General features: G+C 67.8%; 9 protein-coding genes. 7 read left to right on the top strand and 2 right to left on the bottom strand.

Annotated features, from left to right (window positions below; genetic code table 11):
• Window positions 1-61: 61 nt before the first annotated feature.
• The 5 genes from gltB to eno all read left to right on the top strand — a co-directional run bounded on the left by gltB (window position 62) and on the right by eno (window position 10,224).
• On the top strand, window positions 62-4,510 hold the full coding sequence (gltB, locus tag BEI_RS15605; protein ID WP_097790384.1) for a glutamate synthase large subunit: 4,449 nt from the start codon (window positions 62-64) through the stop codon (window positions 4,508-4,510).
• A gap of 23 nt (window positions 4,511-4,533) precedes the next feature.
• Complete coding sequence (locus BEI_RS15600; RefSeq protein WP_097790383.1) at window positions 4,534-5,952, top strand: FAD-dependent oxidoreductase; 1,419 nt, start codon at window positions 4,534-4,536, stop codon at window positions 5,950-5,952.
• Between the two features lie 372 nt (window positions 5,953-6,324).
• A complete protein-coding gene (locus tag BEI_RS15595) occupies window positions 6,325-7,980 on the top strand; it encodes a CTP synthase (RefSeq protein WP_097790382.1) in 1,656 nt (551 codons plus the stop codon).
• A 5-nt stretch (window positions 7,981-7,985) separates the two neighbouring features.
• Complete coding sequence (gene kdsA / locus BEI_RS15590) at window positions 7,986-8,837, top strand: 3-deoxy-8-phosphooctulonate synthase (protein ID WP_097790381.1); 852 nt, start codon at window positions 7,986-7,988, stop codon at window positions 8,835-8,837.
• 94 nt (window positions 8,838-8,931) lie between these two features.
• A complete protein-coding gene (eno, locus tag BEI_RS15585; protein ID WP_097790380.1) occupies window positions 8,932-10,224 on the top strand; it encodes a phosphopyruvate hydratase in 1,293 nt (430 codons plus the stop codon).
• A gap of 482 nt (window positions 10,225-10,706) precedes the next feature.
• On the opposite strand, the gene fdxA is transcribed toward eno, so the two are convergent.
• Both fdxA and mutS read right to left on the bottom strand, forming a co-directional pair.
• Window positions 10,707-11,030: a ferredoxin FdxA gene (fdxA, locus tag BEI_RS15580; RefSeq protein WP_097790379.1), complete on the bottom strand. Its 324-nt coding sequence runs from the start codon at window positions 11,028-11,030 to the stop codon at window positions 10,707-10,709.
• Window positions 11,031-11,177: 147 nt separating this feature from the next.
• Window positions 11,178-13,757 (bottom strand): DNA mismatch repair protein MutS, encoded by a 2,580-nt coding sequence (mutS, locus tag BEI_RS15575; protein ID WP_097790378.1) that lies wholly within the window; start codon window positions 13,755-13,757, stop codon window positions 11,178-11,180.
• A gap of 267 nt (window positions 13,758-14,024) precedes the next feature.
• Here mutS and BEI_RS15570 point away from each other — a divergent pair, with 267 nt between their 5' ends.
• Both BEI_RS15570 and recA read left to right on the top strand, forming a co-directional pair.
• Window positions 14,025-14,522, top strand: a complete 498-nt coding sequence (locus BEI_RS15570) for a CinA family protein (protein WP_097790377.1) — start codon at window positions 14,025-14,027, stop codon at window positions 14,520-14,522.
• Window positions 14,523-14,669: 147 nt separating this feature from the next.
• Complete coding sequence (recA, locus tag BEI_RS15565) at window positions 14,670-15,728, top strand: recombinase RecA (RefSeq protein ID WP_097790376.1); 1,059 nt, start codon at window positions 14,670-14,672, stop codon at window positions 15,726-15,728.
• Window position 15,729 lies beyond the last annotated feature (1 nt).

Here is a 15,729-nt window from a genome sequence, read left to right as displayed (position 1 = left end):
AAAACATATAAACATATCACAATCATCTGCGAAGACAACCCTTTAAACCTGAGGCACGCCCATGAACAGAGGTCTTCACCAACCCGGCGAGTTCCGTGACAACTGCGGGTTCGGCCTGATCGCCCACATGGAGGGCCAGGCCAGCCACGATCTGCTGCAGACCGCCATCGAATCGCTGACCTGCATGACTCACCGTGGCGGCATCGCCGCCGACGGCAAGACCGGCGACGGCTGCGGCCTGCTGCTGAAGATGCCTGAAGGCTTTATGCGCGAAATCGCCAAGGAATCTCTCGGGATTGAGCTGGGTGAGCGTTTCGCGGTGGGGGCGATCTTCCTGCCCGACGACGATGCCCGGGAGGCCCGCGGGCGTGAGACCCTGGAAGCCGAGCTCGAGGCCCGTGGGCTCAAGGTGCTGGGCTGGCGCGAGGTCCCGGTGGACCCTGCCGTCTGCGGCCCCATGGCGCTGGAATGCCTGCCGCGTATCCGCCAGGTGTTCGTCGAGCCCGGTGAGGCCGCCGCCGACACCTTCGACGTCGACCTGTTCATGGCCCGGCGCCGCGCCGAGCAGGCCCTGCGCGACGACGAGGACTTCTACGTCTGCTCGCTGTCCGCCGAGGTCGTCTCCTACAAGGGCCTGGTGATGCCGGTGGACCTGCCGGCCTTCTACCAGGACCTGGGCGATACGCGCCTGGAGACCGCCATCTGCGTCTTCCACCAGCGCTTCTCCACCAATACCGCGCCGCGCTGGCCGCTGGCCCAGCCGTTCCGCCTGCTGGCCCACAACGGCGAGATCAACACCATCCAGGCCAACCGCGGCTGGGCCAACTCGCGCAAGGAGAACTTCGTCAGCGAGCGCCTGCCCGACATCGCCGAGCTCGACGAGATCGTCAACACCACCGGCTCCGACTCCTCGAGCATGGACAACATGCTCGAGGTCCTGCTGACCGGCGGCATGGACCTGCATCGGGCGGTGCGCATGATGGTGCCGCCGGCCTGGCAGAACGTGGAGATCATGGACGGCGACCTGCGGGCCTTCTACGAGTACAACTCCATGCACGTGGAGCCCTGGGACGGTCCCGCCGGCGTGGTCATGACCGACGGCCGCCAGGCGCTGTGCATGCTCGACCGCAACGGCCTGCGCCCGGCTCGCTGGGTGATCACCAAGAACGGCTACATCACCCTGGCCTCCGAGATCGGCACCTACGACTACAAGCCCGAGGACGTGGTGGCCAAGGGGCGGGTCGGCCCGGGGCAGGTGCTGGCCGTGGACACCGAGACCGGCGAGGTGCTGCACACCAGCGACATCGATGAGCGGCTCAAGTCCGCCTACCCCTACAAGCGCTGGCTCAAGCAGGAGGCCAACTACCTGGAGTCGGCGCTCACCGAGCTGGCCCGCTTCCAGAACATGGATGCCGACGCCCTGGCGGTGCAGCAGAAGATGTTCCAGGTCAGCTTCGAGGAGCGCGACCAGGTGCTGCGGCCCCTGGCCGAGAGCGGTCAGGAGGCGGTGGGCTCCATGGGTGACGACACGCCCATGGCGGTCCTGTCCGGCAAGCATCGGCTGCTGACCGACTACTTCCGCCAGAAGTTCGCCCAGGTCACCAACCCGGCCATCGATCCGCTGCGCGAGTCGATCGTGATGTCGCTGGAGAGCTGCATCGGGGCCGAGCGCAACGTCTTCAAGGCGACGCCGGAGCATGCCCACCGGCTGATCCTGACCACCCCGGTGCTGTCGCCGCGCAAGTTCACCGCCCTGGTCACCCACGAGGACCCGGCCTTCGTCAGCCACACCCTGTCGCTGGCCTACGACCCCGAGGCCACCGGGCTCAAGGGAGCCCTCCAGGCGTTGTGTGCCCAGGCGGAACAGGCCGCCCGGGACGGCAAGGTGATCCTGGTGCTCTCCGATGCCGAGCTGCAGAAGGGGCAGCTGCCGATCCATGCCGCCCTGGCGGTGGGGGCCGTCCACCATCACCTGGGTCGCCTGGCGCTGCGCCCGCGCGTCAACCTGATCGTCGAGACCGGCTACGCCCGGGACGCCCACCAGATGGCGGTGTTGTTCGGCGTCGGCGCCACCGCCGTGTATCCCTGGCTGGCCTACCAGGTCATGGCCGACATGCACCGCACCGGCGAGTTGGTCGGCAACCCGGCCGACGCCCGCGAGAACTACCGCAAGGGGCTGCAGAAGGGGCTGTTCAAGATCCTCTCCAAGATGGGGATCTCGACGCTCGCCTCCTACCGCGGCTCCCAGCTTTTCGAGGCGGTGGGCCTGTCCTCCGAGGTCATGGAGCTGTGCTTCGCCGGCATGGCCTCGCGCATCGAGGGGACCGGCTTCGCCGAGCTGCAGTTGCAGCAGGAGCTGCTCGCCAAGGCCGCCTGGACGCCGCGCAAGAGCATTTCCCACGGCGGCCTGATGAAGTACGTGCATGGCCACGAGTACCACGCCTACAACCCGGACGTGGTCAAGGCCCTGCAGGAGGCCGTGCAGGAAGGCGACTACGCCAAGTGGAAGAAATTCGCCGCGCTGGTCAATGACCGCGAGCCGGCCACCATCCGCGACCTGCTCCGGCTCAAGCCGGCCGCCACGCCGCTGCCGCTGGACGAGGTCGAGGCGGTGGAGAGCCTGATTCCGCGCTTCGACAGCGCCGGCATGTCGCTGGGCGCGCTGTCGCCGGAGGCTCACGAGGCCCTGGCCCAGGCCATGAACGAGGCCGGCGGGCGCTCCAACTCCGGCGAGGGCGGCGAGGACCCGGCCCGCTACGGCACCATCCGTTCCTCCAAGATCAAGCAGATCGCCTCCGGGCGCTTCGGCGTCACCCCGGCCTACCTGGCCAACGCCGAGGTGCTGCAGATCAAGGTCGCCCAGGGCGCCAAGCCCGGCGAGGGCGGCCAGCTGCCCGGCGGCAAGGTCAACGAGCTGATCGCCCGGCTGCGCTACTCGGTGCCCGGCGTCACCCTGATCTCGCCGCCGCCGCACCACGACATCTACTCCATCGAGGACCTGGCGCAGCTGATCTTCGATCTCAAGCAGGTCAACCCGGACGCCCAGGTCTCGGTGAAGCTGGTCTCCGAGCCCGGCATCGGCACCATCGCCACCGGCGTGGCCAAGGCCTATGCCGACCTGATCACCGTGTCCGGCTACGACGGCGGCACCGCCGCGAGCCCGCTGACCTCGATCAAGCACGCCGGCAGCCCCTGGGAGCTGGGCCTGCCCGAGGTCCACCAGGCCCTGCGGATCAACGGCCTGCGCGACAAGATCCGCCTGCAGACCGACGGCGGCCTGAAGACCGGCCTGGACGTCATCAAGGCGGCCATCCTCGGCGCCGAGAGCTTCGGCTTCGGTACCGCCCCCATGGTCGCCCTGGGCTGCAAGTACCTGCGGATCTGCCACCTCAACAACTGCGCCACCGGCGTGGCCACCCAGCACCAGTACCTGCGGGACGAGCATTTCCGCGGCACCGTGGACATGGTCAAGCACTACTTCCGCTTCATCGCCGAGGAGGTGAGGGAGCTGATGGCCCTGCTGGGCGTGCGCCGGCTCACCGACCTGATCGGGCGCACCGACCTGCTGGAGGTCATCGAGGGCGTCACCGAGTCCCAGCGCAAGCTCGACCTGTCGCCGCTGATGACCAACGACTTCGTGCCGGCCGAGGCGCCGCAGTACTGCCGCGTCGACCGCAACGTGCCGCACGACCCGGGCGCCAAGAACCAGGAGGTGCTCGAGGCGCTGAAGGCGGCCATCGAGGACAGGTCCGGCGGCGAGTTCGACTTCACCATCACCAACTGCGACCGCTCCGTCGGTGCCCTGGCCTCCGGCGTGATCGCCAAGCGCTACGGCGAGGCGGGCCTCGAGGATGCCCCGGTGACCGCCCGCTTCCGCGGCGTGGCCGGCCAGAGCTTCGGGGTGTGGAACGCCCGCGGCCTAAACCTCTACCTGGAGGGCGACGCCAACGACTATGTCGGCAAGGGCATGAACGGCGGCAAGGTGGTGGTCGTGCCGCCCCGGGAGAGCCACTTCGAGAGCCACAAGACGGCGATCGTCGGCAACACCTGCCTGTACGGCGCCACCGGCGGCAAGCTGTTCGCCGCGGGTACCGCCGGCGAGCGTTTCGGGGTGCGCAACTCCGGCGCCCATGCGGTGATCGAGGGGGCCGGGGACCACTGCTGCGAGTACATGACCGGCGGCCTGGTCGCCGTGCTCGGCGAGACCGGCGTCAACTTCGGCGCGGGGATGACCGGCGGTTTCGCCTACGTGCTCGACGAGGACCGCACCTTCGTCGACAAGTACAACCATGAACTGGTGGAGATCCACCGCGTCAACACCGAGGCCATGGAGGCCCATCGGCGACACCTGAGGGAGATCATCGAGGAATTCGTCGCGGAGACCGGCTCCCAGCGCGGCCGCGACATCCTCGAGGACTTCAGCGACTTCATCCGCCACTTCTGGCTGGTGAAGCCCAAGGCGGCGAGCCTCGCCAGCCTGCTGGACGAATCCCGTCGGCGTCCCGAGTAAGCCCGGAGATAGGAGCACAGAACATGGCCAACCGTTTGAGCAACGACTTCCAGTTCATCGACGTGGGTCGCCAGGACCCCGAGAAGAAACCGGCCCGCACCCGGGCGAGGCAGTTCGCCGAGATCTACGAGCCGTTCAAGCCCCAGGAGGCGGCGGCCCAGGCCCATCGCTGCCTGCACTGCGGCAATCCGTACTGCGAGTGGAAGTGCCCGGTGCACAACTACATCCCCAACTGGCTGCAGCTGGTCAGCGAGGGCAACATCCTGGAGGCCGCCGAGCTCTCCCACCGCACCAACTCGCTGCCCGAGGTGTGCGGGCGGGTCTGCCCGCAGGACCGCCTCTGCGAGGGGGACTGCACCCTCAATGACGGCTTCGGCGCCGTGACCATCGGCTCGGTGGAGAAGTACATCACCGATACCGCCTTCGCCATGGGCTGGCGCCCGGACATGTCCAAGGTCACCTGGACCGACAAGAAGGTGGCGATCATCGGGGCCGGCCCGGCGGGGCTCGGCTGCGCGGACATCCTGGTGCGCAACGGCGTCAAGCCGGTGGTGTTCGACAAGTACCCCGAGATCGGCGGCCTGCTGACCTTCGGCATTCCCGAGTTCAAGCTCGAGAAGACCGTGATGGAGCGCCGCCGGGCGGTGTTCGAGGAGATGGGCGTGGAGTTCTGCCTGGGCGTGGAGATCGGCAAGGACATGCCGTTCGACAAGCTCCTGGAGGAGTATGACGCCGTCTTCCTCGGCATGGGCACCTACAAGTACATGGAAGGGGGCTTCCCCGGCGAGGACCTGCCGGGCGTCCACAAGGCGCTGGACTACCTGATCGCCAACGTGAACCACTGCCTGGGCTTCGAGAAGGACCCGGCGGACTACGTCTCCCTGGAAGGCCAGAAGGTGGTCGTGCTGGGCGGCGGCGACACCGCCATGGACTGCAACCGTACCGCCATCCGCCAGGGCGCGGCCGCGGTGACCTGCGCCTATCGTCGCGACGAGGAGAACATGCCCGGTTCGCGCAAGGAGGTGGCCAACGCCCGGGAGGAGGGCGTGGAGTTCCTGTTCAACCGCCAGCCGGTGGCGGTGGTCGGCGAGGACAAGGTCGAGGGCGTCAAGGTCGTCCGCACCCGCCTCGGCGAGCCCGACGAGAACGGCCGCCAGCGCCCCGAGGTGGTGCCCGGCTCCGAGGAGGTGGTGCCCGCCGATGCCGTGGTCATCGCCTTCGGCTTCCAGCCGAGCCCGGCGCCCTGGTTCGAGACCGTGGGCATCGAGCTCGACGAGCGGGGCCGGGTCAAGGCCCCCGAGCACGGCGCCTACGCCTTCCAGACCACCAACGAGAAGATCTTCGCCGGCGGCGACATGGTGCGCGGCTCCGACCTGGTGGTCACCGCGGTGTTCGAAGGCCGCCAGGCCGGCGAGGGCATCCTCGACTACCTGGAGGTGTGAGCCTCCCGCGAGCAGCAAGCGCCTAGCTACAAGCGCCGAGCCGGCAAAGGGGTAGCAAGTAGAAAGTGGCAAGTACAAAGTAGCAAGGGCCGCAGATCCCCTTGCTACTTTCCTCTTTCGACTCGAGACTGCGCTTGGCCGCTTGGCCGCTTGGCCGCTTGGCCGCTTGGCCGCTTGGCCGCTTGGCCGCTTGGCCGCTTGGCCGCTTGGCCGCTTGGCCGCTTGGCCGCTTGGCCGCTTGGCCGCTTGGCCGCTTGGCCGCTTGGCCGCTTGGCCGCCAAATTGAGCCATTGGTCGTATTCTGCTACGCTGTCGTCCCATCCTGGCGCGGCTTCCTGCCGGGCCTACCGATCACGTTTCGACAGGTTCTCCATGACACGATATATCTTCGTGACCGGCGGCGTTGTGTCCTCTCTCGGCAAGGGCATCGCGTCGGCTTCGCTGGCGGCGATTCTCGAGGCGCGTGGCCTCAAGGTCACCATGCTCAAGCTCGATCCCTACATCAACGTGGATCCGGGCACCATGAGTCCCTTCCAGCATGGCGAGGTGTTCGTCACCGAGGATGGGGCCGAGACCGACCTGGACCTCGGGCACTACGAGCGCTTCATCCGCACGAAGATGACCCAGGCCAACAACTTCACCACCGGCCGCGTCTACGAGCACGTGCTGCGCAAGGAGCGCCGGGGCGACTACCTGGGCGGCACCGTCCAGGTGATCCCGCACATCACCGACGAGATCAAGCGCCGGGTCTACGAGGGCGGCAAGGGCGCCGACGTGGCCCTGGTCGAGATCGGCGGCACCGTGGGCGACATCGAGTCGCTGCCCTTCCTGGAGTCGATCCGCCAGATCCGCAGCGAGCTGGGCGCCAGCCGGGCGATCTTCATGCACCTCACCCTGGTGCCCTATATCAAGACGGCGGGGGAAACCAAGACCAAGCCGACCCAGCACAGCGTCAAGGAACTGCGCTCCATCGGCATTCAGCCGGACATCCTGATCTGCCGCAGCGAGGTGGAGCTGGAGGAGACCGAGCGGCGCAAGATCGCGCTGTTCACCAACGTCGAGGAGCGGGCCGTCATCCCGCTGCAGGATGCCGACACCATCTACCGCATCCCGCTGATGCTGCACGAGCATCGCCTGGACGAGATCGTCTGCGACAAGCTGCGCCTGGAGGCCGACGAGGCCGACCTGTCGGAGTGGGTCCGGGTGCTCGATGCCAAGCTCAATCCGCTCAAGTCGATCAACATCGCCATGGTCGGCAAGTACATGGAGCTGCTCGACGCCTACAAGTCGCTCAACGAGGCGCTGATGCACGCCGGCATCCAGACCCGGGTGAAGGTCAACATCGACTACATCGACTCCGAGGACATCGAGCGCCACGGTCCCGAGCGGCTGGCCGGCAAGGACGCCATCCTGGTGCCGGGCGGCTTTGGCGAACGCGGCGTCGAAGGCAAGATCGCCACCGCGCGCTTCGCCCGGGAGAACAATATCCCCTACCTGGGCATCTGCCTGGGCATGCAGGTGGCGGTCATCGAGTTCGCCCGCCATGTGGCCGGCTGGGACGACGCCAACTCGACCGAGTTCACCCACGACACCCAGCATCCGGTGGTGGGCCTGATCACCGAGTGGCTCAATCCGGAAGGCAAGATCGAGCTGCGCGACGAGGCCTCCGATCTCGGCGGCACCATGCGCCTGGGCGGCCAGGTCTGTCGTCTGGCGGAAGGCTCCCGGGCGCGGGAGGCCTACGGTGACGAGGAAATCGTCGAGCGCCATCGCCATCGCTTCGAGGTCAACGACCAGTTCGTCGCCGACCTGGAGAAGGCCGGCCTGGTGGTCTCCGGTCGCAGCGTCGACAACTCCCTGGTGGAGATGGTCGAGCTCCCCGACCATCCCTGGTTCGTGGCCTGCCAGTTCCATCCGGAGTTCACCTCCACCCCCCGTGACGGCCACCCGCTGTTCACCGGCTTCGTCAACGCGGCCCTGGCGCACAAGGCGGCTCGCGCTCGCGTCCAGACCGCCCCCCAGGAGTGAGTGCCATGCCCGTCCCGGAACGCCTGATCGATGTCGCCGGCCTCCGGGTCGGCAACCACCGGCCGCTCGTGCTGTTCGGCGGCATGAACGTGCTGGAATCCCGCGAACTGGCCCTCGAGGTCGCCGAAACCTATGTCGAGGTCACCTCGCGGCTGGACATGCCCTATGTCTTCAAGGCCAGCTTCGACAAGGCCAATCGCAGCTCCATTCATTCCTTCCGCGGTCCCGGCCTGGAGAAGGGGCTCGAGATCCTGGCGGAGGTGAAGGAGCGCTTCGGCGTGCCGATCATCACCGACGTCCACGAGCCCTGGCAGGCGGCGCCCGCCGCCGAGGTGGCGGACGTCATCCAGCTGCCGGCCTTCCTCGCCCGCCAGACCGACCTGGTGGTGGCCATGGCCGCGACCGGAGCCGTGATCAACATCAAGAAGCCCCAGTTCCTGGCGCCCCACGAGATGCGCCATATCCTGCGCAAGTGCGAGGAGGCCGGCAACGACCGGCTGATCCTCTGCGAGCGCGGCACCAGCTTCGGCTACAACAACCTGGTGGTCGACATGCTCGGCTTCGGCGACATGAAGCAGACCGGCTATCCGGTGCTGTTCGACGTGACCCATGCCCTGCAGCGCCCCGGCCGGCGAGCCGACAGCGCCGACGGGCGCCGCGCCCAGGTCGCCGAGCTGGCTCGGGCCGGAGTGGCGGTGGGGCTCGCCGGGCTCTTTCTGGAGGCCCACCCGGACCCCGACCAGGCCAAGTGCGACGGCCCCTGTGCCCTGCCGCTCGCCAAGCTCGAGCCGTTCCTCGCCCAGCTCAAGGCCCTGGATGACCTGGTGAAGGGCCTGCCAGCACTGACAATAGAATAAGGCCGATTGCCCGGGCTGCTCCTGCAAGTCGAGAGAGAAATGCGGTTTCCCATTGACTCAATCAACGCTGACTGACTGAAAGGACGACTCAGAGATGACCAAGATTGTCGATATCCGCGCCCTCGAGGTGCTCGATTCCCGCGGCAACCCCACCGTCCAGGCCGAGGTACGCCTGGAGAGCGGCGCGGTCGGCGCCGCCTGTGCCCCGAGCGGCGCCTCCACGGGGTCCCGGGAAGCCCTCGAGCTGCGTGACGGCGACAAGGCCCGCTACCTGGGCAAGGGCGTGCTGAAGGCCGTGGAGGCCGTCAATGGCGCGATCCGCGAGCGGCTCATCGGCATGGACGCCCGGGATCAGCGTGGCCTGGACAATGCCATGCTCGAGCTCGATGGCACCGACAACAAGGCCAAGCTCGGCGCCAATGCCATCCTCGCCGTGTCCCTGGCCGCCGCCAAGGCCGCCGCGACCGCCAAGGGCATGCCGCTCTATGCGCACATCGCCGAGCTCTACGGTCAGCCCAGCCAGTACCGGATGCCCGTGCCGATGATGAACATCCTCAACGGCGGCGAGCATGCCGACAACAACGTCGACATCCAGGAGTTCATGATCCAGCCGGTGGGGGCGCCCGACTTCCGTGAGGCGCTGCGCATGGGGGCCGAGGTCTTCCACGCCCTGAAGAAGGTCCTGGCCGCGCGCGGGCTGTCCACGTCCGTGGGGGACGAGGGTGGCTTCGCGCCCAACCTGGCCTCCAACGCCGAGGCCCTGGCGGTCATCAAGCAGGCGGTGAGCGACGCCGGCTATGCGCTCGGCTCCGACATCACCCTGGCGCTGGACTGCGCCTCCTCGGAGTTCTATCGGGACGGCCAGTACAACCTCGCCGGCGAGGGCAAGAGCTTCGATGCCGCCGGCTTCGCCGACTACCTGGTCGAGCTGTGCGACCAGTACCCGATCGTCTCCATCGAGGACGGCATGGACGAGTCCGACTGGGACGGCTGGAAGGCGCTGACCGACAAGCTGGGCGACCGCGTGCAGCTGGTGGGTGACGATCTCTTCGTCACCAACACCCGGATCCTCAAGCGTGGCATCGACGAGCAGATCGGCAACTCCATCCTGATCAAGTTCAACCAGATCGGCTCGCTGTCCGAGACCCTGGATGCCATCCGCATGGCCCAGGATGCCGGTTTCACCGCCGTCATCTCGCACCGTTCCGGCGAGACCGAGGACACCACCATCGCCGACCTGGCCGTGGGCACCTCCGCCGGTCAGATCAAGACCGGCTCGCTGTGCCGTTCCGATCGCGTCGCCAAGTACAACCGCCTGCTGGTGATCGAGCAGGAGCTGGGCGATCGCGTGGACTACCCGGGCCGCGCCGCCATCAAGGGGCAGTGAACCGCCGAGGTCATGTAGGAGATCGCCTACAAGACGGCGGCGAGATGTGTGACATTTCGGTCGACGATGCCGGCGCCCATGGGGTGTCGGCATTTTTTTAACTGTATGATTTTTAGGTATTTTCTTGGGGTGCGTTGCCCTGTGGCGGGAGCGCGGGGCGACCCGGGGGTGGTTGAGAAGTCGCGCGAGGCTGCCAGAATGGATACCGGGACAAGGGAGAGAGGAACTCTCCCGGCAGGATGCCACGGGATGCAGTCTCGAGTGAGCCCGGTGCAGCAGGACGCCGCTTCCGGGCAGGGAAATCACTCAAGGAGCTCGAGCGGAGGGAGCCGCTCAAGGACGGCTAGGAGCGGGCGGCCAGCACGGCCGCCCTTTTTTGCCCGGTGTTCTCCTTCTACCGCAGTGCAAACGACGACGCCGAATGTCGGGAGACATTCGGCGTCGTCGTGTCTGCGTGGCCGACGGCGAAGCGGCGGTCGGCCTCAGCGCTCCAGGTGCTCCAGCTTGCCCGGCTTGCCGTCCCACTCCTCGGCGTCGGCCGGCGGATCCTGCTTCTCGGTGATGTTCGGCCATACCTCCGCCAGCTCGGCATTGATCTCGATGAACTGCTCCTGGCCTTCGGGAAGCTCGTCCTCGGAGTAGATCGCCTCGGCCGGGCACTCGGGCTCGCAAAGGGCGCAATCGATGCACTCGTCGGGGTGGATCACCAGGAAATTGGGGCCTTCGTAGAAGCAGTCCACCGGGCAGACCTCGACACAGTCGGTGTACTTGCACTTGATGCAGTTTTCGGTGACGACGAATGTCATGCCAGTCTCCCTTCCTCGGGGCCGGGGCGCGCCGCGGCCGATCGGTCTGAATGTTAAATTAGGTTATAAAAACTGTTGCTTTTATAATATGTGGAACTTTGTCGGACCATTCTAGTCGGCCCGCCGTGTCTCCCGCAAGCCGCGCCCTTACAGGCTCTCCTGCCAGCGGTACAGCCATTCCAGCGCCTGACGCGGCGTGACCTCGTCCAGCCGCAGTCCCGACAGGCTCTCCACCACCGGATGCGGGGCGCTGGCGAAGAGATCGGCCTGCTGAGGCGTCGCCCCGTCGAGTTCGGCGGAGACGGGGCGCTGTCCCTGATCGATCTCCTGCTGCTCCAGGGTGGCGAGCTTTTCCCGGGCCCGGGCGATCACTCCCTGGGGCACGCCGGCGAGCTGGGCTACCTGGAGACCATAGCTCTGACTGGCCGGGCCATCCTCCACCCGATGCATGAAGACGATGCCGTCCTTGTGCTCCGCCGCCGTGAGATGGACGTTGGCCACCCCCGGGGCCTGCTCGGCCAGGGCGGTCATCTCGAAGTAATGGGTGGCGAACAGCGTGAAGGCGCGGGTGCGGGTCAGGTGCTCGGCGCTGGCCCAGGCCAGCGAGAGGCCGTCGAAGGTGCTGGTGCCGCGGCCGATCTCGTCCATCAGCACCAGGCTGTGATCGGTGGCGTTGTGCAGGATGTTGGCGGTCTCGGTCATCTCCACCATGAAGGTGGAGCGTCCGCCCGCCAGGTCGTCCGAGGAGCCGATACGCGTGAAGATCCGATCCACCGGGCCGATGGTGGCGGCGTCCGCGGGGACGAAGCTGCCGGTATGGGCGAGCAGGGTGATCAGCGCCGCCTGACGCATGTAGGTGGACTTGCCCCCCATGTTGGGCCCGGTGATCACCAGCATGCGCCGCTCGTCGTCCATGACCAGGTCGTTGGGCACGAAGGGCGCCTCGCTGACCCGCTCGACCACCGGGTGGCGGCCGCCACGGATGGCGATCCCGGGTGACTCGGCCAGCGCCGGTCGCACGAAGTCCAGCGCCCGGGCGCGCTCGGCGAGCGCGGCCAGCACGTCCAGGGCGGCCAGCGCCCGACCGGTCGCCTGCAGGGGCGCGAGCTCGGCATTGAGATCGTCGAGCAGGCTCTCGTAGAGCAGCTTCTCCCGGGCCAGGGCACGGGACTTGGCCGACAGCGCCTTGTCCTCGAACTCCTTGAGCTCGGGGATGATGAAGCGCTCGGCGTTCTTGAGGGTCTGGCGGCGGATGTAGTCTGCCGGGGCCTCCCGGGCCTGGGCGCGGGGAATCTCGATGTAGTAGCCGTGGACCCGGTTGTAGCCGACCTTGAGGCCGGGCAGGCCGGTGCGTTCGCGCTCCCGGGCCTCCAGTCGCACCAGGTAGTCGCCGGCATGCTCGGCCAGGCCGCGGTGCTCGTCGAGCTCGGCATCGAAGCCCTCGGCGATCACTCCGCCGTCACGGATCACCACCGGCGGGTTCTCCACCAGCGCCCGGTCCAGGGTGTCGGCGAGGACGGGGTAGGGGCGGATATGGCGCTTGAGCTCGTCCAGGGCGGTGCCGTCATCAAAGCCGGCCAGTTCGGCCTCGAGGTCGGGCAGGGCGGCCAGGGCATCCCGCAGCCGGGCCAGGTCCCGGGGACGCGCGCTGTACAACGCCACCCGGGCGAGGATGCGTTCCACGTCGCCGATGGCCTTGAGCGTCTCCCGCAGCGGCTCGAAGCCGTCGCGGTCGAGCAGGGCGGCCACGGCGGCCTGGCGGGCGCCGACCCGGTCGCGGTCGCGCAGCGGGCGATTGAGCCAGCGCTTGAGCAGCCGCGAGCCCATGGCAGTGGCCGCGGTGTCGAGCACGCTGGCCAGGGTGTTGTCGACGCCGCCGCCCAGGTTGACGTCAATCTCCAGGTTACGCCGGCTGGCGGCGTCGATCACCACGGCGTCGTCGCGATTCTCCACGCCGATGGCGGTCACGTGGGGCAGGCGCGAGCGCTGGGTGTCCCTGGCGTAGTCGACCAGCACCCCGGCGGCCGTGATGGCCGCCTCCAGGTGGGCGCAGCCGAAGCCTCGCAGGTCGGCGACGGCGAACTGATCGCACAGGGTGCGGGTGGCCGACTCCAGGTCGAACAGCCAGTCGCTCTGGCGGCGCAGGCCGCGACGCTCCGCCAGGGCCGGGGGCAGGGCGAGGCTGTCGGGGATCAGCAGTTCCGCCGGATCGAGGCGGGTCAGCTCGGCCAGGGCCTCGCTCTCGCCTTCCACCTCGAGCACGCTGAAGCGGCCGCTGGACAACTCCAGCCAGGCCAGGCCCCAGCGCTCCCCGGCCGGATGCAGGGCGACCAGGAGGTTGTCGCGGCGGGCGTCGAGCAGGGCCTCGTCGTAGAGGGTGCCGGGGGTGACGATGCGCACCACCTTGCGCTCCACCGGCCCCTTGGCGGCGGCCGGATCGCCCATCTGCTCGCAGATGGCCACCGACTCGCCGGCGGCGACCAGGCGGGCCAGGTAGCCCTCGGCGCTGTGATAGGGCACCCCGGCCATGGGGATCGGCTGGCCCGCCGACTGTCCCCGCTGGGTCAGGGTGATGTCGAGCAGGGCCGCGGCGCGCTTGGCGTCTTCGAAGAACAGCTCGTAGAAGTCTCCCATGCGGTAGAAGAGCAGCACCTCGGGGTGCTCGCGCTTGATCTTCAGGTACTGGGCCATCATCGGCGTATGCTGCTTGGCGCTGGCCTGTGACATGGGCTTCCTTGACTGGCTGGGATGACGGTGAAGAACGAGGACTCGGGATGGCGTCTTGCACGCCATGCATATCGCGGACAAAGCCAGTATTCTACGCCCAAGGACGGCCGGCGTCAGGGTCGTCGAGATATCCTCAGGGCCGCTGACGGTGTTAGCGCGGGCTGATCCGTCGACAGGTCTACCGCCTTTCCTCTACGACCTGTCCCCGGTGCCCGCGCATCATGCTGTGCGGCGATCGCTTGGATGCGAGAACTTGGAGGGAAGCCGATGTCCGTATCGCCCGAAACCTATCGCCTCGCCGAGACGCTCGGCGAGCGATGCCGGGCCCGGGGCGTCACCGTGACCGCCGCCGAGTCCTGCACCGGCGGCGGGGTGGCCAGCGCCATCACCGAGGTCGCCGGCAGCTCGGACTACTTCGGGACCGGCTACGTCACCTACGCCAATGAGGCCAAGACGCGCCTGCTGGGGGTACCCGAGGCGCTGATCGCCGAGCACGGCGCGGTCAGTCGCGGGGTGGTGGAGGCCATGGTGACCGGCGCCTGCCGCGACAGTGGTGCCGACCTGGCCGTGGCCATCAGCGGCGTGGCCGGCCCCGGCGGCGGCAGCCCCGACAAGCCGGTGGGCACGGTCTGGCTGGCCTGGAGCGGGCCGGATCGGGTCCGCAGCGAGTGCCGCCACTTTCCCGGCGACCGCCGGGCGGTGCGCGAGCAGGCGGTGATCGCCGCCCTGGAGGGGCTGATCGCCCAATTGGAGAAACGCGACTGAGCGTCCGGCAGAAGGCTGGTCGAGCGCCGCCTTTTTCGTCATACTACTGTGCAGTCATACAGTGCTTTCGGTCGGGCCCAGCGGCCCGTCATTTCCATTTCTGCATCGTCAACGCCGTGCGCCACGGCGACCGCTTAGGAGACCCTCATGGCTCAGGACGACAACCGTTCCAAAGCGCTCAACGCCGCGCTTTCCCAGATCGAGCGCCAGTTCGGCAAGGGCACCGTGATGCGCCTGGGCGATGCCCCGCGCGTGGTGATGCCGTCGGTGTCCACCGGCTCCCTGGGCCTGGACGTCGCGCTGGGCATCGGCGGCCTGCCCTACGGTCGTGTGGTGGAGATCTTCGGCCCCGAGTCCTCGGGCAAGACCACCCTGACCCTGTCGGTGATCGCCCAGGCCCAGAAGCAGGGCAAGACCTGCGCCTTCATCGACGCCGAGCACGCCCTGGATCCGAGCTACGCCGAGAAGCTCGGCGTCAACCTCGACGACCTGCTGGTCTCCCAGCCCGATACCGGCGAACAGGCCCTCGAGATCTGCGACATGCTGGTGCGCTCCGGCGGCGTCGACGTCATCATCATCGACTCGGTGGCGGCCTTGACGCCGCGGGCCGAGATCGAGGGCGAGATGGGCGACTCCCACGTCGGCCTCCAGGCCCGGCTGATGTCCCAGGCGCTGCGCAAGATCACCGGCCACATCAAGAACGCCAACTGCATGGTGGTGTTCATCAACCAGATCCGCATGAAGATCGGCGTGATGTTCGGCAGCCCCGAGACCACCACCGGCGGCAACGCCCTGAAGTTCTACTCCAGCGTGCGACTGGACATCCGCCGTACCGGCTCGGTGAAGCAGGGCGACGAGGTCGTCGGCAACGAGACCCGGGTCAAGGTGGTCAAGAACAAGGTCTCCCCGCCCTTCCGCCAGGCGGAGTTCCAGATCCTCTACGGCAAGGGCATCTACCACGCCGGCGAGGTCGTCGACCTGGGCGTGCAGTGCGGCCTGGTCGACAAGGCCGGTGCCTGGTACAGCTACCAGGGCAACAAGATCGGCCAGGGCAAGGCCAACGCCGCCCAGTTCCTCGAGGACAACCCGACGGTGATGGAGGAGATCGAGAGCCAGATCCGGGCCCAGCTGCTGGCCACCCCCGAGCCCAAGGAGGAGGTCGAGGCGGAGGCCGGTCAGGCCGACGCCGGCGACGACCTGCTCTAGG

The sequence above is a fragment of the Halomonas beimenensis genome, assembly GCF_002549795.1.
Classification (GTDB): Bacteria; Pseudomonadota; Gammaproteobacteria; order Pseudomonadales; family Halomonadaceae; genus Halomonas; species Halomonas beimenensis.
This window is presented reverse-complemented; position numbering and strand designations above follow the sequence as displayed.

What these genes read in the sequence shown, in the direction of transcription:
- gltB (WP_097790384.1), top strand. Translation starts at nt 62, where the DNA reads ATGAACAGAGGTCTTCACCAACCCGGCGAGTTCCGTGACAACTGCGGG.
- BEI_RS15600 (WP_097790383.1), top strand. Translation starts at nt 4,534, where the DNA reads ATGGCCAACCGTTTGAGCAACGACTTCCAGTTCATCGACGTGGGTCGC.
- BEI_RS15595 (WP_097790382.1), top strand. Translation starts at nt 6,325, where the DNA reads ATGACACGATATATCTTCGTGACCGGCGGCGTTGTGTCCTCTCTCGGC.
- kdsA (WP_097790381.1), top strand. Translation starts at nt 7,986, where the DNA reads ATGCCCGTCCCGGAACGCCTGATCGATGTCGCCGGCCTCCGGGTCGGC.
- eno (WP_097790380.1), top strand. Translation starts at nt 8,932, where the DNA reads ATGACCAAGATTGTCGATATCCGCGCCCTCGAGGTGCTCGATTCCCGC.
- fdxA (WP_097790379.1), bottom strand. Translation starts at nt 11,030, where the DNA reads ATGACATTCGTCGTCACCGAAAACTGCATCAAGTGCAAGTACACCGAC.
- mutS (WP_097790378.1), bottom strand. Translation starts at nt 13,757, where the DNA reads ATGTCACAGGCCAGCGCCAAGCAGCATACGCCGATGATGGCCCAGTAC.
- BEI_RS15570 (WP_097790377.1), top strand. Translation starts at nt 14,025, where the DNA reads ATGTCCGTATCGCCCGAAACCTATCGCCTCGCCGAGACGCTCGGCGAG.
- recA (WP_097790376.1), top strand. Translation starts at nt 14,670, where the DNA reads ATGGCTCAGGACGACAACCGTTCCAAAGCGCTCAACGCCGCGCTTTCC.